This window comes from Bradyrhizobium embrapense, from assembly GCF_001189235.2.
GTDB classification, from domain to species: Bacteria; Pseudomonadota; Alphaproteobacteria; order Rhizobiales; family Xanthobacteraceae; genus Bradyrhizobium; species Bradyrhizobium embrapense.
The window spans coordinates 1,296,652-1,316,378 of the sequence record NZ_LFIP02000002.1 but is presented as its reverse complement, the minus strand read 5'-3'; the positions used below and the strand labels follow the sequence as shown (position 1 = coordinate 1,316,378).

Annotated in this window: 18 protein-coding genes; 16 read left to right on the top strand and 2 right to left on the bottom strand. The window is 65.7% G+C overall.

The window, feature by feature from the left end; translation table 11 throughout:
* Positions 1-14: 14 nt before the first annotated feature.
* Positions 15-947 carry a LysR family transcriptional regulator gene (locus tag AKN83_RS13595; RefSeq protein WP_050401644.1) on the bottom strand — a complete coding sequence of 311 codons (933 nt, stop codon included), beginning with the start codon at positions 945-947 and terminating at the stop codon, positions 15-17.
* Between the two features lie 115 nt (positions 948-1,062).
* Between AKN83_RS13595 and AKN83_RS13590 the strand changes: the two genes are divergently transcribed.
* The 3 genes from AKN83_RS13590 (at position 1,063) to AKN83_RS39620 (ending at position 2,172) form a co-directional block, all read left to right on the top strand.
* Complete coding sequence (locus AKN83_RS13590; protein WP_050401714.1) at positions 1,063-1,398, top strand: hypothetical protein; 336 nt, start codon at positions 1,063-1,065, stop codon at positions 1,396-1,398.
* Positions 1,399-1,423: 25 nt separating this feature from the next.
* The gene (locus AKN83_RS13585; RefSeq protein WP_050401643.1) at positions 1,424-1,888 is read left to right on the top strand and encodes a hypothetical protein; all 465 of its coding nucleotides are present in this window, start codon (positions 1,424-1,426) and stop codon (positions 1,886-1,888) included.
* A gap of 131 nt (positions 1,889-2,019) precedes the next feature.
* Positions 2,020-2,172 (top strand): hypothetical protein, encoded by a 153-nt coding sequence (locus tag AKN83_RS39620; RefSeq protein WP_157113346.1) that lies wholly within the window; start codon positions 2,020-2,022, stop codon positions 2,170-2,172.
* Between the two features lie 37 nt (positions 2,173-2,209).
* Here AKN83_RS39620 and AKN83_RS13580 read toward each other — a convergent pair whose 3' ends face one another.
* Complete coding sequence (locus tag AKN83_RS13580; protein ID WP_050401713.1) at positions 2,210-3,118, bottom strand: LysR family transcriptional regulator; 909 nt, start codon at positions 3,116-3,118, stop codon at positions 2,210-2,212.
* A 135-nt stretch (positions 3,119-3,253) separates the two neighbouring features.
* Between AKN83_RS13580 and AKN83_RS13575 the strand changes: the two genes are divergently transcribed.
* The 13 genes from AKN83_RS13575 (at position 3,254) to AKN83_RS13515 (ending at position 19,635) form a co-directional block, all read left to right on the top strand.
* The gene (locus AKN83_RS13575) at positions 3,254-4,027 is read left to right on the top strand and encodes an SDR family oxidoreductase (protein ID WP_050401641.1); all 774 of its coding nucleotides are present in this window, start codon (positions 3,254-3,256) and stop codon (positions 4,025-4,027) included.
* A 134-nt stretch (positions 4,028-4,161) separates the two neighbouring features.
* Complete coding sequence (locus AKN83_RS13570; protein ID WP_050401640.1) at positions 4,162-5,097, top strand: helix-turn-helix domain-containing protein; 936 nt, start codon at positions 4,162-4,164, stop codon at positions 5,095-5,097.
* Positions 5,098-5,212: 115 nt separating this feature from the next.
* On the top strand, positions 5,213-6,457 hold the full coding sequence (locus tag AKN83_RS13565; protein ID WP_050401639.1) for an acyl-CoA dehydrogenase family protein: 1,245 nt from the start codon (positions 5,213-5,215) through the stop codon (positions 6,455-6,457).
* 20 nt (positions 6,458-6,477) lie between these two features.
* Positions 6,478-7,197: an SDR family NAD(P)-dependent oxidoreductase gene (locus AKN83_RS13560; RefSeq protein WP_050401638.1), complete on the top strand. Its 720-nt coding sequence runs from the start codon at positions 6,478-6,480 to the stop codon at positions 7,195-7,197.
* Positions 7,198-8,029: 832 nt separating this feature from the next.
* Entirely contained in the window at positions 8,030-9,280 is a 1,251-nt protein-coding gene (locus AKN83_RS13555; protein ID WP_050401637.1) for an ABC transporter substrate-binding protein, read from the top strand.
* 138 nt (positions 9,281-9,418) lie between these two features.
* Positions 9,419-10,237: a helix-turn-helix transcriptional regulator gene (locus AKN83_RS13550; RefSeq protein WP_050401636.1), complete on the top strand. Its 819-nt coding sequence runs from the start codon at positions 9,419-9,421 to the stop codon at positions 10,235-10,237.
* A gap of 121 nt (positions 10,238-10,358) precedes the next feature.
* Positions 10,359-11,369 (top strand): branched-chain amino acid ABC transporter permease, encoded by a 1,011-nt coding sequence (locus AKN83_RS13545; protein WP_050401635.1) that lies wholly within the window; start codon positions 10,359-10,361, stop codon positions 11,367-11,369.
* Position 11,370: 1 nt separating this feature from the next.
* On the top strand, positions 11,371-12,456 hold the full coding sequence (locus tag AKN83_RS13540) for a branched-chain amino acid ABC transporter permease (protein ID WP_050401634.1): 1,086 nt from the start codon (positions 11,371-11,373) through the stop codon (positions 12,454-12,456).
* Complete coding sequence (locus AKN83_RS13535) at positions 12,449-13,231, top strand: ABC transporter ATP-binding protein (protein ID WP_050401633.1); 783 nt, start codon at positions 12,449-12,451, stop codon at positions 13,229-13,231. The genes AKN83_RS13540 and AKN83_RS13535 overlap by 8 nt, the downstream gene beginning before the upstream one ends.
* Positions 13,224-15,434, top strand: a complete 2,211-nt coding sequence (locus AKN83_RS13530; RefSeq protein WP_063695318.1) for an ABC transporter permease — start codon at positions 13,224-13,226, stop codon at positions 15,432-15,434. Before AKN83_RS13535 ends, AKN83_RS13530 begins: the two co-directional genes overlap by 8 nt.
* A gap of 3 nt (positions 15,435-15,437) precedes the next feature.
* Positions 15,438-16,271 (top strand): phosphoenolpyruvate hydrolase family protein, encoded by an 834-nt coding sequence (locus AKN83_RS13525; protein ID WP_050402300.1) that lies wholly within the window; start codon positions 15,438-15,440, stop codon positions 16,269-16,271.
* 25 nt (positions 16,272-16,296) lie between these two features.
* Positions 16,297-19,188: a flotillin family protein gene (locus AKN83_RS13520; RefSeq protein WP_050402301.1), complete on the top strand. Its 2,892-nt coding sequence runs from the start codon at positions 16,297-16,299 to the stop codon at positions 19,186-19,188.
* 9 nt (positions 19,189-19,197) lie between these two features.
* A complete protein-coding gene (locus tag AKN83_RS13515; protein WP_050402302.1) occupies positions 19,198-19,635 on the top strand; it encodes an SRPBCC family protein in 438 nt (145 codons plus the stop codon).
* The last annotated feature ends 92 nt before the right edge of the window (positions 19,636-19,727 follow it).

Below are 19,727 nucleotides of genomic sequence, written 5' to 3'. Positions count from 1 at the left end.
GCTGCCGTGCCGGCTCACAGTTCGGCGACCAGTTGGACCAGCTGGTCCCGCAACCATACATGAGCCGGGTCGTGGTGGTAGGACGCATGCCACAACAGTGACACCGTGACGTCTTTCACCTTCACCGGCGGTGGACTGAGGCTGAGCCCGAGATCGGCAGCGAAGCGGCGCGCCAGCCGCGCACCCATGGTGACGATGACGGGCGCTTGCGCCACCAGATATGGCACGGTGAGGAAACGCGGCGTGGTCAGCGCGACGGAACGCTGCAGGCCGAGTTCCTCGAGCGCGTCATCGACAAAGCCGCGCACCGTGAGCCCTGGCCGCAGGCTGGTCAGCACGTGCGGAAGCCGGACGTAATCCTCGAGCGAGATCGGCGGCTTGATCCCGGTCTTCTCGGCATTGAACATGCAGAGGAAGCTCTCGGTGAACAGCACGCGCTGCTTGTGATGCAATTGGCCGTGCTGGATCTGCCCGTAGGACAGCGCGATATCGACTTCATCGGCGTCGAGGTCATCGAGCAGCCGCGAACTATCGACATTGTAGAGCCGCAGATGAATACCCGGTGCGATCTCGCGCATGCGCGCCAGCAGGCGCGGCACGATCAGGATTTCCATGCTGTCCGACAGGCCGAGCCTGAACGTCCGCACCGCCGTGGCCGGATCGAAGGACTGGTCGCGCAGCAGCACCGTCTCGACCTGTGCGAGCGCGGTCCGTACCGGATCAACCAGGGTCGTCGCGCGCGGGGTCAGACGCATGCCATCGGCTGCCCGCGTGAGCAGCTCATCATCGAACAGTTCGCGCAGGCGGGCGAGATTGTGGCTCATCGCGGATTGGCCAATGCCGACGCGTCCCGCCGCGCGCGTCACGCTCCGCTCGGTCAGCAGCGCATCGAGATGAACCAGCAGATTCAGGTCGATGCGACCCAAATTGACGACATCGATGGCCATTATCGATCCCATCTGTTTGATCGATGATCATAGCCTGACCATCTCCTCCGGCAAGGGAGCAGGCGGGCAATCGCCCGCCGCCCAGGTTCCAACCGTCAAGCCAATGGAGGATCCCATGTCGATCCGCAGCACCGCTCTCGCCGCCTTCACCCTCGCCGCACTTGCCACCACGACTGGAGTTGCAGAAGCGCGCGGCCTCAGGCCGATCGAGGCCCAAAGCATCCATCTCGGCGACGTGTCCGGCGTAGCCTATTACACGGTCGAGCCCGATGGATATCGCGTCGTGACCACGCTCGCGCAGGGCGAGACCGGCACGCCGGTGCGCTTCGTGTCGGTACTGGCACCTGGTCAGCGTGCCCTGCTCTCGACGCCGAACCGGGCAGGCGCCCTGGAGATCAGCCGGACCGGCGACAGCGTGACGGTCCGCACGTCGCCCGCACTCTCCAATTGATCCGCCACCCGTGGAGGAGCGACAGATGTCCACGATCCACCTTCACCGAACGACGACGTTAACGCCCGAGCAATACGTCGCCGGCCTCACCGACTTCGGACCAGGCCGTTCCAAGCTGTTCGGCAACAGCGCCGACGCCTATCTTAAGGTGCATGACCGCGGCCCCTCGGATGCGGACGTGACGGAAGGCTCGAACAGCATCTGGGAGCGTCTGTATTACGACTGGTCAGATCCCGACCATGTCATCCTGACGACAACCGACTCCAATGTGTGGGGCGGCAGGTCAGGCCACACCTACAACTTCGTACGACGGCCAGACGGGACGACCGATATTGACGTGGTCGTGGTGCGCGACGGCAAGAATTTCAAAGGATGGATTCTGGGTCTCGTGCTCGGATCCATCGGCAAAGGCGTGCTGGAAAAGGCATTCGAAAACTCCGTCAAAGCCATCGAGCAACGGCACGCACCGCAGCGCCGGATCGCTGCCTAGGCGAGAGCATTGAGAGTATTGCTCCGAGATCAATGTTTCTATTGTACCGAGCAATGTACCGGATCATATTTAGCTTTGTAGAGCGCATTGCACCGGGTCAGCCCGGTACAAGCCGAATGGAGACAACGAAAATGGAGATTAACTTTCTCGATACGTTCCTGGCATTCCTCGGAATGACCTTCGGACTGGTCTCGGTGATGCCCGGCCTTTTTTTCGAGCCCAAGGCCGAGGTGAAGCGCGCGACAAGGATAGCCTCGACCCGCCCCGGCAACAGCCGGCGATGACGCGACGCGGCTTCCGGGCCTGCATCACGCTGGAGCCCTAGCTCCCGACCAGCAGCTGCTCTTTCAGCAGTGCGGTCAGCCAATCGGCAAACACCTGCAGTCGCCGCGACAGATGCTGGCGGTGCGGATAGAGCAACGTCATCGGCATCGGCGTCGCGCGATGCCGCGGCATCGCCTCGACGAGCTCGCCGGCATCGAGATGCCGCTTCACGTCGTAGGCTGGAATCTGGATCAGGCCGAGACCGGCGAGGCAGCAAGCGATATAGGCTTCCGCACTGTTGACGGTGACGCGGCTGCGCATCGCGATGGTGCGCAACGCGCCCTGCTCGCGCCATTCCCACTCTTCGATACGGCCGGTGGATGGCGAGGCGTAGTTGACCGCCCAATGCGCGCCGAGATCGTCGGGCGTCTGCGGCGTGCCGTGGCGCGCGAGATATCCCGCGCTTGCGACATTGATCAGCACGAGATTGCCGAGCGGCCGCGCGATCAGACCGGAATCGCCGAGCGGGCCGACGCGCACCACGCAATCGGCGGAGTCCTCGATCAGATTGATGGCGCGATCGGTGACGCCGAGATCGATGTCGATCTGCGGATAGCGATCCAGGAAAGCCGGCAGTGCCGGCGCGATAATCAGGCGTCCGATCCGCCCGGGCACGTCGACCCTGAGCCGGCCCGACGGTTCGGCGGCGGTATGGAGGAACAGGGTCTCAGCTTCCTCGACGTCGGCAACGACGCGCAGGCACCGTTCGTAGAACGCCGCGCCATCATGCGTCGGTGACACTTTTCGTGTCGTGCGATGCAGCAGCCGGGCGCCGACGCGCTGCTCTAGCTCCGCGACGGCTGACGAGACCGACGAGCGCGGCAGCCCCAGCGTGTCCGCCGCCCGGGTAAAGCTCGCGCATTCGACGACGCGGGCGAAGACGCGGAAGAGATCGATGCGGTCCAAGATCAGGCCCCGATTGTTCGTCATTTCTGACAAGTGACGTCAGAATGCACGGCTTTATCGGCAAATCCTAGACGATATCGTTGCCTCTAGAAAGCGGCCGCAGGGCGTGGCCGCACGATCTGGAGAAGCGACGTCATGACCGACCACAGCATCAAGGACAAGACCGTCATCATCGCCGGCGGCGCCAAGAATCTCGGCGGCCTGATCGCGCGCGATCTCGCGGCCCACGGCGCGAAGGCGATCGCGATCCATTACAACAGCGCCGTAACCAAGGCCGATGCCGACGCGACCGTCACCGCGATCAAGGCTGCCGGCGCCAACGCGGTCGCCTTGCAGGCCAACCTCACGACAGCGGGCGCGATGGAGAAGCTGTTCACTGACGCCGTCGCCGCGATCGGCCGTCCCGACATCGCAATCAACACCGTCGGCAAGGTGTTGAAGAAGCCGATGGTCGAGATCTCGGAAGCGGAATACGACGCGATGAGCGCGGTCAACGCCAAGTCCGCATTCTTCTTCCTCAAGGAGGCCGGCCGTCACGTGAACGACAACGGCAAAATCTGCACGCTGGTGACGTCGCTGCTCGGCGCCTACACGCCGTTCTACGCCGCCTATGCCGGCACCAAGGCGCCGGTCGAGCATTTCACCCGCGCGGCCTCGAAGGAATTCGGCGCACGCGGCATCTCGGTCACTGCGATCGGCCCCGGCCCGATGGACACGCCGTTCTTCTATCCGGCCGAAGGCGCCGACGCGGTCGCCTATCACAAATCGGCAGCGGCGCTGTCCGGCTTCTCGAAAACCGGCCTCACCGACATCAAGGATATCGTGCCCTGGATTCGCCTGCTGGTGTCGGAGGGCTGGTGGATGACCGGCCAGACAATTCTGGTCAACGGCGGCTACACCACGAAGTGAGGTCGCTGCTCCCTGCAGGCAGGCGCCTATCCTTGCAGGGGAAATGGACCCCGGCGGAATTTGACCGCCGGTTTGGCCGGCGATATCGTTCGCCCCGCTGGGTCCTTCGCTGTGACGGTCTATTCGAGGCGCACATGGAATGGTCGACCAGGCCGGCCCGTCCGGATCAGCCCTTCGGCAGTTGGGCCGACGACCTCGCAGCCGCCTTCGTGCGCCTCGAGCCGCGCAGGATTGCCGAGGAATCGTTTGCCGGTGCGATCTGCAAGGTCGACGCCGCGCCGCTGCAGATATCGCGGGTCACGGCGAGCGGGCACATCGTGCACCGTCTCGCCTCGCACATCGCAGCGAGCACCGACGACCTTTGTTTCGTCAACCTGCAGCTCGAAGGGCTCGGACGCACCTCGCAGCGCGGCCACGAGCAGATCAGCGCCCCCGGGGATCTCGCGGTTGCCGATACGACGCAGCCGTTCGAGATCGCCCACCGGCATCACTTCAAGCTGTTCTGCTTTGCCGTACCGCGGCGTCTGCTGCCGGACGCGCTGTTCGATCACCCGCGACTCGGCCTGTCTGCGACCGAGACCGGCCGCGCGTTGTCGCGGACGCTGGCGAGCTACGCCGAGCTCTGCCTGAGCGGCGGTGGCCTCGCAGCAACCTCGTCGATGCTGGGAACACATATCGCCGAGCTGATCGCGCACGCACCCGACATTCTCGCCGACGTGCCGGCGGAGCGCGTGCATACGCCGGTGCTGTTGTCTGTCATGCTTGACCATATCGCCCGCTACAGCGACGATCCCGAGCTCGGCGCGCCGGCGCTGGCCACGAAATTCCGCTGCTCCGAGCGCTACGTACACCGCCTGTTCGCAAGCACCGGCCGCTCCGTGGGCGAACATGTCAACGAGCAGCGGATCACCGCCAGCACGCGCACTCTGCTCGATCGCGCCTCTGCCCACAGGACCATTGCCGAAATCGCCTTTGCCGCGGGCTTCCGCGACATCTCGCATTTCAACCGCCTGTTCAAGCGCCACAATGGCCTCGCCCCGCGCGAATTCCGCCGCGCCGCCGCGCACTGAGGCGCGGCGAGATTAGGTTCACTCCGCGCCAAGAAATCAGGCACTGCCATCCAAGATTTCCCGACCATGCCGCGATAGCCATTAAGCCCGAACCGCCGACACGGAGGGCATTGGCATGGCGATCGATTTCACGCTCACGGCACAGCAGCGCGAGCTGCAGCTCGAGTCCCGCAAATTTGCCAGCAAAGTACTGGCCGAGGCCAGGGCCGCCGAAAGACTGGCAACGCCGGAGCAGCGCTTTCTCGCCACTAAGCCGACCTACGAAGCGATGGTGGCGGCCGGTTACTTGCGCAAATGCATTCCGGCGCCTGCCGGCGGCGACAACGCCGGCATGATCGACATGGCGATCCTGGCCGAGGAATTCTACAGCGTGAACCCCAGCGTGACCCTCACCATGCTCGGCAGCGTGCTCGGTCTGCTGCCGCTGCTGCTCGGCGGCACGCCGGAGCAGTGCCAGCGCTTGCTTCCGCCGTTCCTGAAGACCAGCGGCGCGCCCCTCGCCGCCTTCTGCTCCAGCGAGCCGGGCGGCAGCGCCAACGCCGCCTCGCCGTCGCCCGGCGAAGGCGTCCGCACAACGGCCCGGCGAGAAGGCGACAACTGGATGATCAACGGCCGCAAGAAATGGGTGTCGTCGGCGACCGGCTGGAATCGCGAGGGCGCCGATCTCCTCACCATCGTGTGCCGGACCGATCCGGCGGCGGCGCCCGATACAGCCATCTCGATCATTGCCGTGGAAGGACCGGTAAACGGTCTCGTGTTCGAACGTGCGATCGACAGCGTCGGGCATCGCGCGCACCTTGTCCCGCAATTTGGTTTGCACAACGTCGCGGCGCCGCATCGCAATCTGCTGGGACAGCAAGGTGCCGGCCTGGCGCTGGCCGCGGCGTCATTCACCGGCACCGCGGCGCTGGTCGGGATATTCGGGGTGGCGCTGATGCGGGCCGCCTTTGCTTTCGCGCTGGATTTTGCCCGCAGCGAAAAGCGCGGCGGCGTCCATCCCATCATCGAGCATCAGGCGGTCGGCTACGCGCTTGCCGATGCCAAGACCACGATCGAAGCGGCGCGCGCTCTGAGCTGGCGCGCCTGCCATGCTCTCGACACCCAGTCGCCGGCTGCCGAGGAGCTTTCGGTGCAGGCCAAGATCTTCGGCTCCGAGGCCGCCGTGCGCGTCATCACTGATCTGATGCGGGTGGTCGGGATCGACAGCTACGATCATGAGACCCCGTTCGGCGGCTTGCTGCAGGACGCGCTTGCGCTGCCGATCTTCGATGGCGGCAATCTCGGCATCCGCCGGCGGCAATTGCACACGCTGTTCAAGAGCCACGACTACAGCCCGCTCGCCGCAAGTGGCGCGGCGTAGCATTGCAAAGGAGCGCAATCATGAGCACGGAGCGGAAAGTAGCCGTCGTCACCGGGGCGTCGCAGGGAATCGGCGCTGGCATCGTGCAGGCCTTCAGGGATCGCAACTGCCGGGTGGTCGCGACCTCGCGCGCGATCAAGCCGGCGGCTGACGCGGATATCGTCACGGTGGCGGGCGATGTCGGCGCAGCAGAAACAGCGGAGAGCGTATTCAAGGCAGCGCTGGAGCGCTTCGGCCGCGTCGACACGCTGGTCAACAACGCCGGCATCTTCCTGGCAAAGCCATTCACCGCTTATACGCAGGAGGACTACGCCAGCTACATCTCGACCAACGTGACCGGCTTCTTCAACATGACCCGGCGCGCGCTGGAGCTGATGAGCAAGCAGGGGCACGGTCACATCGTCACCATCACGACGAGTCTCGTCGACCAGCCGATGAGCAGCGTTCCCGCCGCCCTCGCCTCGCTGACCAAGGGCGCCCTGAACGCCGCAACCCGCGCGCTCGCCATCGAATATGCAAGGAGCGGAATCCGCGTCAATGCGGTATCTCCCGGAATCATCAAGACCCCGATGCATCCGGCGGAGGCGCATCAAGCGCTGGCGGCGCTCCACCCGGTCGGCCGGATGGGAGAGATCTCCGACATCGTCGGCGCGGTGCTCTACCTCGATGGCGCGGGCTTCGTGACCGGAGAAGTCCTCCACGTCGACGGCGGGCAGGCCGCCGGCCACCATATGCCCTAGCAAGGCGATGCCTGGACCGGATTGCCGCTTCGCGCCCCGCAATTCGTTTTTTCAGAATACGTTCTTGACATGACGCCCAACTCAGCTGTTCAATGTACCCGTCTCGCCCGAACGAGGGGCGCTTCGCGGTCGTCACGAACGCGGGTCGAGATGCGGTGGACGCGGTCGTGCGCAGTCGACGAATGCGCATGAAGCGGACGGTGAAGTCGTGTGGTCCTGACGCCCTAACGGCAGGTGTCTTTTCCGATTGCGCAGGTCGCGCGTTGCGAAGACGGTGACAAAAAAGCCCAGTCTCGCCGGGGAGAGCACGAAGTAAGCCGTAGCCCATCGCGCAGGGAAAGCCGGGTTGTTTCCGGTTACACCTGTGGTCCTACCCCCCGTGCTTTCTACCCATTGCACGGGGCCCATGGGTGCGATCGGCACCCGGCTTTCCCTGCGCCCTCTGCAAGACAGAGGGCGGAACGACCAGCAAAGCTCGGGCAATTCATGTCGCGAGAATGCAGAATTGTATCTCATTCTCATCTGTCATCGCCGGCTTGACCGGGCGATCCAGTACGCCGCGGCTCCTCGGTTCGAGCATTGCTGTCTCTGAAATACTGGACCGCCCCCTTTTTCGTTGATGACACCGAACAGACCGAACAACCACCGCGACATTGCGCCGCGAAGCTCGTTGCGGCGCAACAATCAAAATGAGACTGCCCGTTAAGCACCCAAGCGACGACGACATCCGCGCTGCGCCTGCCTTCGGCTAGCTTTGCCGGCAACAACCGGACACCCATCGGCCTTCGTCAGGCCATGTGGAGATCGGCGACAACACAGAGGGAGGAGAGCGATGTTGAAAGGCAGTTTGGGACTGATTGCGTTGAGCAGCCTGTTGCTTTCGGGCACGGCGTTCGCCCAGGAGAAGATCAAGGTCGGCGTCACCGCGACGCTCGAGGGCACTTACACGGTGCTCGGCGAGGATGGCATGCGCGGCCACCAGACCGCCCTCAATGTGCTAGGCAAGAAGATCGGCGACAAGGAGCTCGAATTCGTCGTCGCCTCAACCGACGCGACGCCGGACTCCGCGGTGCGCGCGGTGCGTAAGCTGATTGAGCAGGACAAGGTGCAGATCCTGCTGTCGCCGCTGTCCGGCGACGAAGGCATCGCGGTGAAGAATTTTGCCAAGACCCATCCGGAGCTGACCTTCGTCAACGCCGCCTCCGGCGCTCAGGAGACGACCTACGTCGATCCGGCGCCGAACTTCTTCCGCTACAACATGGACGGCGCGCAGTGGCAGGTCGGCCTCGGCAAGTACGCCTACGAGACCAAGGGCTATCGCAAGATCGCAACCGTCGGCGAGGATTACTCGTTCATCTACACCCAGGTGTTCGGCCTCGTGCTCGAGTTCTGCGGCGCCGGCGGCCAGGTCACCAACCGCCAATGGGTGCCGCTCGGCACCAAGGATTTCGCCTCTGTCATCGCCGCACTGCCCGACGATGTCGATGCAATCTATCTCGGCCTCGGCGGCGCCGACGCCGTCAACTTCCTCAACCAGTATCAGCAGGCCGGCGGCAAGGCGCATCTGATGGGCGGCTCGATCATGATCGACCAGACCATCCTGTCGTCGAAGGGCAGTGCCAAGAACGCGCTGATCGGCACCATCGCCGCGAGCGGCCAGGCCGATACCTGGGAGGATCCGGGCTGGCAGAAGTTCGTGAAGGCCTATCAGGACTCGTTCCCGGAGAGCAAACGCTTCCCGAGCCCATCGCTGCTGGCCACCAACTATTACGGCTCGACCATGGCGCTGATCCTGGCGCTGCGGCAGGTCAATGGCGACCTCTCCAACAATCAGGCCAAGCTCAAGGACGCGCTGGCCAAGATCGAGATCGACGCCCCGAACGGCAAGATCAAACTCGACGCCAACCGCCAGGCGATCGGCACCAATTTCGTCACCGAGGTGGTCGATGACGGCAAGGGCGCGCTGTTCAGCAAGGTCGTCAAGGTGATCCCGAACGTCAACCAGACGCTTGGCTACGATCCGGCGGTGTTCGCCAAGATCGGCCTGCCGAGCCGCACGGTCCCGGAGTGCAAGAAGTACTGACGTATTTGTTGCAGGTGCGAGCAAGCCAGCCGTGACGAAGGCGCGCGGTTGCATCAAGAGCCCTGCTCGCCCTTGCTTTCCGCGGGCGGATGATGAACGCTTGTCGAAAAGACAAGAACATCCCGCGGGAGGGGAGGCATGAGCAGGGCGCTTGCCGTCTTCCACGGCCGGTTCGGTCGCGCGACGGTCTACCAGTTGAACCGTCCCTTCAACGTGCATGCGCACCGCGAAGGGCACTTGATCTTTCATGTCGGCGGCACGCCGGCGCAGATCGACGTCTCCGAGCAGCGCCTGCTGCTCAAGGACGACACCGTGGTTGCGGTCAACCCGTGGGAACCGCACAATTTTCTGCCGACCGACATGGACCATGGCGCGATCTTCTTCGTGCTCTACGTCAATGCCGAATGGTTCGCGCCGCAGCCCGCGAGCGCGCAGGGCCTGCGGTTCGGCCGCACCTTCTTTCCGCGCACCGAGGCGCTCGACCGGCTGATCCGCCGCACTGCAGCACTGGTGTGCGGCGCGCCGTCGCTGCGCAGCCTCGACTGCGAGCTCAGGCAGCTGATCGATTCCTGCTACGAGGAGAGCTGGCAGGCGGCACAGGACACGCCGGCCGCCGCCGGGGTGACCGATTTCCGGGTGCGTAAATCGATCAAGCTGATGTCGGAAAGTCCCGGCGCCGAGATCGAGCTCGATGCGATCGCGCGCGAGGCCGGCTTGTCACGGCCGCATTTCTACCGGCTGTTCCGGACCCAAACCGGCGTCACCCCTCACCTCTACATGAACACGCTGATCATGGAGCAGGCGCTGGATGCGCTGGTGGCGACGGAAGCGCCGATCGCCGATATCGGCTTCGATCTCGGCTTCTCCTCGCAGAGCGGCTTCACCCGCTTCTTCGCTGCCAATGTCGGCATGGCCCCGACCGACTATCGCCGCGCCGCCAAGGTGTTGCGGCCGTGAAGGGAGTTCCGGGCAAACGATAAAAGATACTCTCGATCAAATCCGAAGCTTTCGCCCTCGGTAGGATGCAAGGACACGCGGCCCGGCAGACGGTCGCGACGTCAGAGGGAACGCGACGGAGATGGCCAGGTTCATCGAACGCCATCCAGCCTGGGCGCTGATCGTGATCATCGCGGTCGCGGTGCTGCTGTGGCTGGTGTTCGCGATCTGGCCGCCGGGGCTGGAAGCCGCGATCGGCCGCAAGCGCTTGTTCCTCAACGCCGTGCTGAACGGCATCACGCTCGGCGGGCTGTATTTCCTGGTGGCGAGCGGCTTCACGCTGATCTTCGGCCTGATGCGCAACGTCAACCTCGCGCACGGCTCGCTGTATTTGTTCGGCGGCTATATCGGCTACGCGATCAGCACCTGGACCGGGTCGTGGATCCTCTCCTTCATCGTCGCCTTCATCGCAGTGGCGCTGGTCGGCGTGATCCTGCAGCTCGCCGTGTTCCGCCGGATGGAGGGGCAGGATCTCCGGCAGACCATGGTCACGATCGGGCTCTCGATCGTGTTCGCCGACCTGATGCTGTGGGTGTTCGGCGGCGACTTCTACCAGGTCCAGACCCCGAGCTGGCTGATCGGCCCGGTGCAGTTGCCGTTGCTGACCGCGATCAAATCATCGGGCGAGCCGGTCTATCTGCAGTACCCGCTGGTGCGGCTGGTGATCTTCGCAGCCTCCGTCGTGATCGGCATCGCGATGTGGCTGGCGCTCAACCGCACCCGGATCGGCATGATCGTGCGCGCTGGGGTCGACGACCGCGACATCCTGGCCGCGACCGGGGTGCGGATCCAGCTCGTGTTCGTGCTGGTGTTCGCGCTCGGCGCAGGGCTTGCCGGCATCGCCGGCGTCGTCGGTGGCACCTTCCAATCGCTGTCGCCGGGCGAGGATACGCGCTTCCTGCTCGCGTCCCTGGTCGTCGTGATCGTCGGCGGCATGGGCTCAATTCCGGGGGCCGCGCTCGGCGCCGTCATCATCGGGCTCGCCGAGCAGCTCGGCTCGGTCTACATCCCGACCTACGCCATCGTCGTCACCTTCCTGATCATGGTCGTGGTGCTTGCGCTGCGGCCGCAGGGCCTGCTGGCGAGGCGATGAGATGTCGTTGCTCCAGAGCACCCAGTTCCGCCCCGACCCCACTACGCCAACGACGCGCCGCGCCCTGATCCGTGCCTGGCCGGAATTCCAGAACCCGGTGGCCTGGCTGGTCGCGCTGATCCTGGTGATCATGCCGCTGATCGCCAACGGCTTCTTCCTGATCGAGATCTTCGCCACCACGCTGATCCTCGGCATCATCGCGCTCAGCCTGATGTTCCTCGCCGGCTATGGCGGCATGGTCAGCCTGATGCAGCTCACCATCGCGGGCTTCGCCGGCTACATGGTCGCGGTGTTCGGCGTCAGCGGCAACGCCAATATCAGCCTCGGCTGGCCGTGGTGGCTCGCGACGCCGATGGCGCTGGCGCTGGCTACGCTGTTCGGCACGCTCGGCGGCGCGCTCGCGGTGCGCACCGAGGGCATCTACACCATCATGATCACGCTGGCGATCGGCGCGGCGTTCTACTACTTCACCAACCAGAACTGGGCGATCTTCAACGGCCACACCGGCATCAACACCGTCGCGACGCCGCATTTCTGGGGCGTCGACTGGCGCGCCGATATCGCCTTCTACTATGTGACGCTCGGCGTCGCCGCGATCTGCTACTTCGCGGTCCAGTATGTCTCGCGCGCGCCGTTCGGCCTCGCGCTGCAGGGCGTCCGCGACAACTCCCGCCGCATGGCGGCGCTCGGCTTCAATCCCAATGCGCACCGCATCGCGGCCTATGCCTTCGCGGCATTCATCGCCGCGCTCGGCGGCGTATTGCAGGTCTGGAACTACCGGCAGATCTCGCCCGGCTCGGTCAGCGTCGGCGCCTGCATCGACGTCCTGATCATCGCCGTGGTCGGCGGCATCACAAGGCCGATCGGGCCGTTTATCGGGGCGCTGATCTTCGTCCTGCTGCGCACCTTCGCGCTCGACGTGTTGATCAAGTTCGGGCTCGACGGCAATCGCTTCCGCCTGCTGATCGGGCTCGGCTTCCTCGCCATCGTGTTCTGGTCATCCGACGGCGTGATCGGGCTGTGGGAACGCTGGCGGCGGCGCAGTGCGTCATCGACGCAACGTTCGGACGGAGGCCGCCATGGATAGCGTCGCGCAGCGGCTGTCCGTGGTCGGCGCCGGCGCAGCGCTGGAGCTGCGCGGCGTGACAAGGTTGTTCGGCGCGCTGGCGGCACTGACCGACGTCACCATCACGGTGCGCCCCGGCGAACGCCGTGCGGTGCTCGGCTCGAACGGCGCCGGCAAGACCACGCTGTTCAACTGCATCACCGGCGACTTCCCGCCCTCCTCCGGTACGATCCGCTTCTTCGGCGAGGACATCACCCAGTTCCCGCCCTATGAGCGCATCCGCCGCGGCTTGCGCCGCACCTACCAGATCTCGGCGCTGTTCCCCGGCCTCACCGTTCAGGACAACGTCTATCTCGCCTGCCGCGGCGTCTCGCGCAGCCGCTTCTCGTTGCTGCGTCCGGGGCAGAACGACGCGCTGATGCATGCCACCGAAACGCTGGTGCAGGCGGTGCACCTCGCCGGCGTCAAGGACCAGCGCGTCGCCGAACTCGCGCACGGCCAGCAGCGGCAGCTCGAAATCGCGCTCGCGCTCGCGGGCGCGCCGCGCTTCATTTTGTTCGACGAACCGGCGGCGGGGCTGTCGCCGACCGAGCGACGCGAGCTGATCGAGATCCTGACCTCGCTGCCCGCCCATATCGGCTACATCATCATCGAGCACGACATGGACGTCGCGCTGCGCGTCGTCGAGAGCGTGACGATGATGCACAACGGCCGTATCTTCAAGGAAGGGCTGCCGCGCGAAATCGAATCCGATCCCGAGGTGCAACAGCTCTATCTCGGAGGCGGCCATGAATGACCGCCGCGCCGCCCCAGCCCTCGAGGTGAAGGGCCTCGACGTCTATTATGGCCATTCGCATGCGCTGCAGGGCGTCGACCTCACGCTCGATACCGGTGTATTCTCCGTAGTCGGCCGCAACGGCATGGGCAAGACCACGCTGTGCAAGGCGATCATGGGCTTGGTCCATGCCAGCGGCGGCTCGATCCGGATCCGCGGCGAGGAGGTCACACGGCTGAACCCGGCCCGGATCGCCCGGCTCGGCGTCGGCTATGTGCCGCAGGGCCGGCGGCTGTGGCGCTCGCTGACGGTCGACGAACACCTTGCGCTCGCCGGCGGCCTGCGCCGCGGCGCCTGGACCATCGAGCGCATCTACGACACCTTCCCGCGGCTCGCCGAGCGCAAGAACAATGGCGGCAACCAGCTCTCCGGCGGCGAGCAGCAGATGCTGGCGATCTCACGCGCCTTGCTGACCAACCCGCAGCTCTTGATCATGGACGAGCCGACCGAAGGCCTTGCGCCCGTCATCGTCGCGCAGGTCGAGGAGATGCTGCTGCGCCTCGGCGATGAAGGCGACATGTCCGTGCTGGTGATCGAGCAGAACATCGGCGTCGCGACCGCGGTCTCGCAGAACGTCGCCATCATGGTCAATGGCCGCCTCAACCGCATCATCGACTCCGCGCGGCTTGCGACCGACCGCGAGCTGCAGCAGCGGTTGCTCGGCGTCGGCACCCACGGCGCGGACGAGACCGACGCCGAGGCTGCGCCGGCGAAAGTCGAAGCCGCCGGCACGCCGCAGCCGGAGCGCAAGGGACCGATCCGCATCTACATCTCCAATCCCGTGCTGCCGACGCGGTGGTCGCAACCGGTGCCGATCGCCCGTATCGAGGCCGCCGCGCGGACCCAGTCCGCCGCCGTCACGCGTCTTGAGGAGACAACGCGCGCGCGGCACGAACCCGCGACGTCGAGGACATCGGGACCTCCGGTCGTGCTGGTCGTCGGCACGCTCGACACCAAGGGCGCGGAGCTGCGCTTCATCCGCGGCATCGTCGCTGGCAGCGGCCTGCGCACCCGGCTGGTCGACGTCTCGACCAGCGGCAAGGCGGCGAGCTGCGACGTCACCGCGCAGGAGATCGCGCTGAACCACGGCCGCGGCGGTTCCGGCGTATTCGGCGCCGATCGCGGTGCCTCGGTGACGGCGATGGCAGAAGCATTCGAGCGATGGCTGCGTCGGCAGAGCAATGTCGCCGGCATCATTTCCGCCGGCGGCTCGGGTGGCGCGTCGCTGGTCGCACCGGGCATGCGCGCGCTTCCAGTCGGCGTGCCGAAGCTCATCATCTCCTCGGTCGCGTCCGGCGACGTCGGCCCCTATGTCGGTCCGGCCGACATCACCATGATGTATTCGGTGACCGACGTGCAGGGCCTCAACTCGATCTCACGCGCGGTGCTCGGCAACGGCGCCCATGCGCTGGTCGGCATGGTCAAGGCCCGGCTCGACGAACAGGCCAGCAAGCAGCGCGATACCGGCGCTCATCTTCCGGCTATCGGCATCACGATGTTCGGCGTCACCACGCCGGCGGTGCGGAGGATTGCCGCCGATCTGCGCGAGGATTTCGAATGCCTCGTCTTCCACGCAACCGGCGTCGGCGGCCGCTCGATGGAGAAGCTGGTCGAGTCGGGCCAACTCGCCGGCGTCATCGATTTGACCACGACTGAAGTCTGCGACCTGCTGATGGGCGGCGTGTTCCCGGCGACCAACGATCGCTTCGGCGCCATCATCCGCAGCCGAGTGCCTTATGTCGGCTCGGTCGGCGCTCTGGATATGGTCAACTTTGGCGCGCCCGACACCATTCCGGAGCGCTACCGGCAGCGCAAATTCCACATCCACAATCCGCAGGTCACATTGATGCGGACCACGCCGGAAGAGAACGAGCGGATGGGCCGCTGGATCGGCGAGCGGCTCAACCAGATGGATGGGCCGGTGCGCTTCTTCCTCGCCGAAGGCGGCGTCTCCGCGCTCGATGCCCCCGGCCAGCCGTTCTGGGACCCCGACGCCGACGCGGCGCTGTTCCGCGCGCTGGAGCGCACCGTGCGCCAGACCGGCAACCGGCAGATCATTCGCGTCAAGCGCAACATCAACGATCCCGAGTTCACCGCCGCCATCGTCAGCGCGTTCCGTCCATTGCTCGGACGCGCCGGTGGCCGGCGCAGAGTGGCGAGGTGACCCATGCCGAGGTTTGAACGCGCGGCGCTGTTGAAGAAGTTTCACGCCATGATCGCGCGCGGCGAGCCGATCGTCGGCGGCGGCGCCGGCACCGGCCTGTCGGCAAAATGCGAGGAGGCTGGCGGCGTCGACCTGATCGTGATCTACAATTCCGGCCGCTATCGCATGGCCGGCCGCGGCTCGCTCGCCGGATTGATGCCCTATGGCGACGCTAACGCCGTCGTCGTCGAGATGGCCGGCGAGGTGCTCCCCGTCGTGACCAAAACGCCGGTGCTCGCCGGCGTCAACGGCACCGATCCGTTCCGCGACATGGATGTGTTCCTCGACCAGCTCAAGGCGCTCGGCTTCGCCGGGGTGCAGAACTTCCCGACCGTCGGGCTGATCGACGGCACCTTCCGCGCCAATCTCGAAGAGACCGGGATGTCCTATGCGCTCGAGATCGACATGATCGCAAAGGCGCATGACAAGAACATGCTGACCACGCCCTATGTGTTCAGCGAGCAGGAGGCCACCGCGATGGCGATCGCCGGCGCCGACATCATCGTCTGCCATATGGGGCTGACCACGGGCGGCACGATCGGCGCGCAGACCGCGCCGAAGCTTGCCGACTGCCCTGCCCGGATCGAGGCCTGGGCCGAGGCTGCGCTCAGCGTCAATTCAGACATCATCGTGCTCGCGCATGGCGGTCCGATCGCGGACCCCGAAGACGCCGATTTCATCATGAAGCAGACCCGCAACTGCCACGGCTTCTATGGTGCCTCCTCGATGGAGCGCTTGCCGGTCGAGCGGGCGCTGACGGATCAGGTTCGCAAGTTCAAGGCGATCGGCGCGCGCTGACGCGCCGTGACCAAGGGAGGAAGATATGTCGGGGATGCTGGTCGGTGAATTGATCCTCTGGCTCATCGTCGCAATCGTCGCGATCGTCATCATCGTCTACGTGGTGAACTGGCTCTACCACCGTTCATCGAAAGAAACCTCCTTCGTCCGCACCGGCTTCCTCGGCGAGCGGGTGGTGATCAACGGCGGCGCCTTCGTGCTGCCGTTCATCCACGACTACACGCCGGTTAACATGAACGTGCTGCCGATGGGGATCGTGCGCTCCCGCGAGGACGCCGTGATCACCCGCGACCGCATGCGCGTCGACATCGAGGCCGATTTCTACGTCCGGGTCCAGCCGACCCGCGAGGCGGTCTCGATCGCCGCCGCGACGCTCGGCCGCCGCACCATGGAGCCCGAACAGCTGCACACCCTGCTCTCCGGCAAGTTCATCTCAGCGATCCGCTCGGTGGCTTCCGAGATGACGATGGAGCAGATGCACGAGCAGCGCGGCGACTATGTCGCGCGCGTCAAGGCCAATGCCGCGGAGGCGCTGGCGCAGAACGGCCTCGAACTCGAATCGGTCGCAATCACTGATCTCGACCAGACCGACCTCGAATATTTCAATCCCTCGAACCGGTTCGATGCCGAAGGCCTGACCCGCCTGATGGAGGACATCGAGGCCAAGCGCAAGCTGCGCAACGACATCGAACAGGACTCGATGATCAAGATCCGCTCCCGCAACCTCGAAGCCGAGCGGCAGGCGCTGGAGATCGAGCGCGAGAGCGAAACCGCACGCCTCGAGCAGGAACGCGACATCGAGATGCGTCGCGCCCTGCAGCGCACCGAAGTGGCGCGTGAACGTGCCTTGCGCGAGACCGAGTCCGAGCAGGCTCAGATCGCGGCACGAGAGGCTATTGAAAAGGCGCGCATCGCCAACGAGCAGGCGATCACCGAAGCCCGGATCGCCTCCGAGCGCGAGACCCGGCATCGCGAGATCGAGCGCACCCGCGCGGTGGAGGAGCGCGAACTGCTGGCGCGCGAGGAGATCGAGAAGGCGAGGATCGCCAACCAGCGCTCGGTCGACACCACCCGCATCGCCTCCGAACGCGAGGTCCGCCAGCGCGAGATCGAGCGGATGCGCACGGTCGAGGAGGCCGAGATCGCGGCCCGCGAGGCGATCGAGAAAGCCAGGATCCAACAGGACCGTGTCGTCACCGACGCCCGCATCGCCAATGAGGAAGAGACCCGCCGGCGCGAGATCGAGCGCACCCGCGCGGTCGAGGAAGCCGAGATCGCGGCCCGCGAGGCCACCGAGAAGGCGCGCATCGCCCAGACCATGATTGTCAATGTCGAGCGCATCTCCTCCGACGAACGCACCCGCGCGCTGGAGATCCAGCAGGTCCGCACCATCCAGGAAGCCGAGATCGAGGCGCAGAAGGCGGTCGAGGCCGCCCGCATTGCGCGCGAGAAGACGCTGGCGGCCGAGCGCATCGCCGCCGATCACACGACACGCAAGCTCGAGATCGAGCGCAACCAGGCCATCGAGATCGCCGGAATCGCCGCGCGCGACGCCACCGAAGCGTCTCGGATCGCCCAGGAGGAGCACGTCCGTGCACTGGAGATCGCGCGCACCCGCGCGATCGAGGAAGCCGACATCGCCTCGCGCGAAGCGATCGAGGCGGCACGGATCTCGCAGGAGAAATCGGTCGCCGCGCAGCGCATCCGTGCCGAGCGCGAGACCCGCGGGCTCGAGATTGCGCGCACCGAGGCGATCGAGGCCGCCGAGCTAAAGCGCCGCGACTCCATCGAGCGGCAGCGGATCGATGTCGAACTCGCGCTGGAGAGCGAGCGGATCGCTTCCTCCAGGACCCGCGAGGTGCTCAACATCGACCAGAAGCGGGCGATCGAGCTCGCCGACGAAGAGCGCGTGATCGCGCTCGCTGCCAAGCGTTCCGAGCGGATCGATGCCGACCGGCAAGTCAGGCAGGCCGAGATCACGGCGCGCAAGGAGGTTGAGACCACCGATGTGACCCGCGAGCAGGCGCTGGAGGCGGCGCGGATCGAACGGCGTCGTTCGATCGAGCAGCTTGAAGTCGCGCGCAATCAATCGCTGCAGGAGGCCGAGATCGCGGCGCGTGAAGAGGTCGAGCGCGCCCGCATCGCCGCCGACCGCGGCCTCGACGAGGCGCGGATCGGCCGCGAACGCGAGCTGCGCAAACTCGAGGTCAACCGCGAGAAGGATGTCGAGACCGCCCTGATGGAGAAGGCCATCGTGCTGCACCAGAAGTCGCTGGAGGAATCGGCAGCGCGCGCCGCCGCCGAGGACGCGAGGGTCCACGCCACCGAAGCGGCCGAGCGCGTCGTCACCGCGCGCGAAAGCGAGATCGCCAAGCGGCGCAAGACCATCGAGGTGCTGCTCGCCGAGAAGCAGGCCGAGGAAACCCGGATCGCCGCGGAAGCCGAACGCGTCCGTGCTGCGGTCGAGGCCGAGGCCCAACGCATGCTCAACGAGGCCGAGAACGTGCTGACCGACCAGGCCCGCTACTCGCTGTTCCGCCGCAAGCTGCTCGACCGGATCGAGGGCATCGTGCGCGAGAGCGTCAAGCCGATGGAGAAGATCGAGGGCATCCGCATTCTCCAGGTCGATGGCCTGAACGGCAACGGCCAAGGCGGCGGCAGTGGTCGCAGCGCGACCGACGAGGTTATCGACTCGGCGCTGCGCTATCGCGTGCAGGCGCCGCTGATCGACTCGATCCTTTCCGACATCGGCGTCGAGGGCGGCAGCCTCGCGAAGATGCCCGGCCTGATCCGCGAGGCGCGCGACATGCAGGGCATCAAGGACTCCGCACGCAAGGGCGGCGGCGAGGCCAAGCCGGCGGCGCCTGAGGGCGGCGGCGAGCCGCGCCCTGAACGCACGCCGCGCAAGAAGGACTGAGCTCGCAACATGGCACGGGTTTACATCTCCACTGTCGTCAATGCCCGCAACGACCGGGTCTGGGCGCGCGTCCGCGATTTCAACGGACTGCCGAACTGGCATCCCGCGATCGCGGAGAGCCGGATCGAGGGCGGCGAGCCGTCGGACAAGATCGGCTGCGTCAGGGATTTCCGCCTGCGCAACGGCGATCGGATCCGGGAGAAGCTGCTCGGGCTGTCCGACTACGACATGTTCTGCACCTATTCGATCCTGGAATCGCCGATGGGCGTGGAGAACTACGTTGCGACGCTCCGGCTGACGCCGGTCACCGATGGCGACCAGACGTTCCTGGAATGGACGGCCGAGTTCGACTGCGCTCCGGAGCGCGAGACGGAGCTGGTCAACAATATCGGCAGCGGCGTGTTCCAGGGCGGATTCGATGCGCTGAAGCGGGCGTTCGGGGGCTAGCGGGATGCATAAGCAAGATATCGCCGAGCAGACGGTCCACCTCTCCCCCTGTGGGAGAGGTCGGATCGCATCGCGCGATGCGATCCGGGTGA

Excerpts from the sequence above, each read along its gene's own strand:
- AKN83_RS13595 (WP_050401644.1), bottom strand. The coding sequence starts at position 947 with ATGGCCATCGATGTCGTCAATTTGGGTCGCATCGACCTGAATCTGCTG.
- AKN83_RS13590 (WP_050401714.1), top strand. The coding sequence starts at position 1,063 with ATGTCGATCCGCAGCACCGCTCTCGCCGCCTTCACCCTCGCCGCACTT.
- AKN83_RS13585 (WP_050401643.1), top strand. The coding sequence starts at position 1,424 with ATGTCCACGATCCACCTTCACCGAACGACGACGTTAACGCCCGAGCAA.
- AKN83_RS39620 (WP_157113346.1), top strand. The coding sequence starts at position 2,020 with ATGGAGATTAACTTTCTCGATACGTTCCTGGCATTCCTCGGAATGACC.
- AKN83_RS13575 (WP_050401641.1), top strand. The coding sequence starts at position 3,254 with ATGACCGACCACAGCATCAAGGACAAGACCGTCATCATCGCCGGCGGC.
- AKN83_RS13570 (WP_050401640.1), top strand. The coding sequence starts at position 4,162 with ATGGAATGGTCGACCAGGCCGGCCCGTCCGGATCAGCCCTTCGGCAGT.
- AKN83_RS13565 (WP_050401639.1), top strand. The coding sequence starts at position 5,213 with ATGGCGATCGATTTCACGCTCACGGCACAGCAGCGCGAGCTGCAGCTC.
- AKN83_RS13560 (WP_050401638.1), top strand. The coding sequence starts at position 6,478 with ATGAGCACGGAGCGGAAAGTAGCCGTCGTCACCGGGGCGTCGCAGGGA.
- AKN83_RS13555 (WP_050401637.1), top strand. The coding sequence starts at position 8,030 with ATGTTGAAAGGCAGTTTGGGACTGATTGCGTTGAGCAGCCTGTTGCTT.
- AKN83_RS13550 (WP_050401636.1), top strand. The coding sequence starts at position 9,419 with ATGAGCAGGGCGCTTGCCGTCTTCCACGGCCGGTTCGGTCGCGCGACG.
- AKN83_RS13545 (WP_050401635.1), top strand. The coding sequence starts at position 10,359 with ATGGCCAGGTTCATCGAACGCCATCCAGCCTGGGCGCTGATCGTGATC.
- AKN83_RS13540 (WP_050401634.1), top strand. The coding sequence starts at position 11,371 with ATGTCGTTGCTCCAGAGCACCCAGTTCCGCCCCGACCCCACTACGCCA.
- AKN83_RS13535 (WP_050401633.1), top strand. The coding sequence starts at position 12,449 with ATGGATAGCGTCGCGCAGCGGCTGTCCGTGGTCGGCGCCGGCGCAGCG.
- AKN83_RS13530 (WP_063695318.1), top strand. The coding sequence starts at position 13,224 with ATGAATGACCGCCGCGCCGCCCCAGCCCTCGAGGTGAAGGGCCTCGAC.
- AKN83_RS13525 (WP_050402300.1), top strand. The coding sequence starts at position 15,438 with ATGCCGAGGTTTGAACGCGCGGCGCTGTTGAAGAAGTTTCACGCCATG.
- AKN83_RS13520 (WP_050402301.1), top strand. The coding sequence starts at position 16,297 with ATGTCGGGGATGCTGGTCGGTGAATTGATCCTCTGGCTCATCGTCGCA.
- AKN83_RS13515 (WP_050402302.1), top strand. The coding sequence starts at position 19,198 with ATGGCACGGGTTTACATCTCCACTGTCGTCAATGCCCGCAACGACCGG.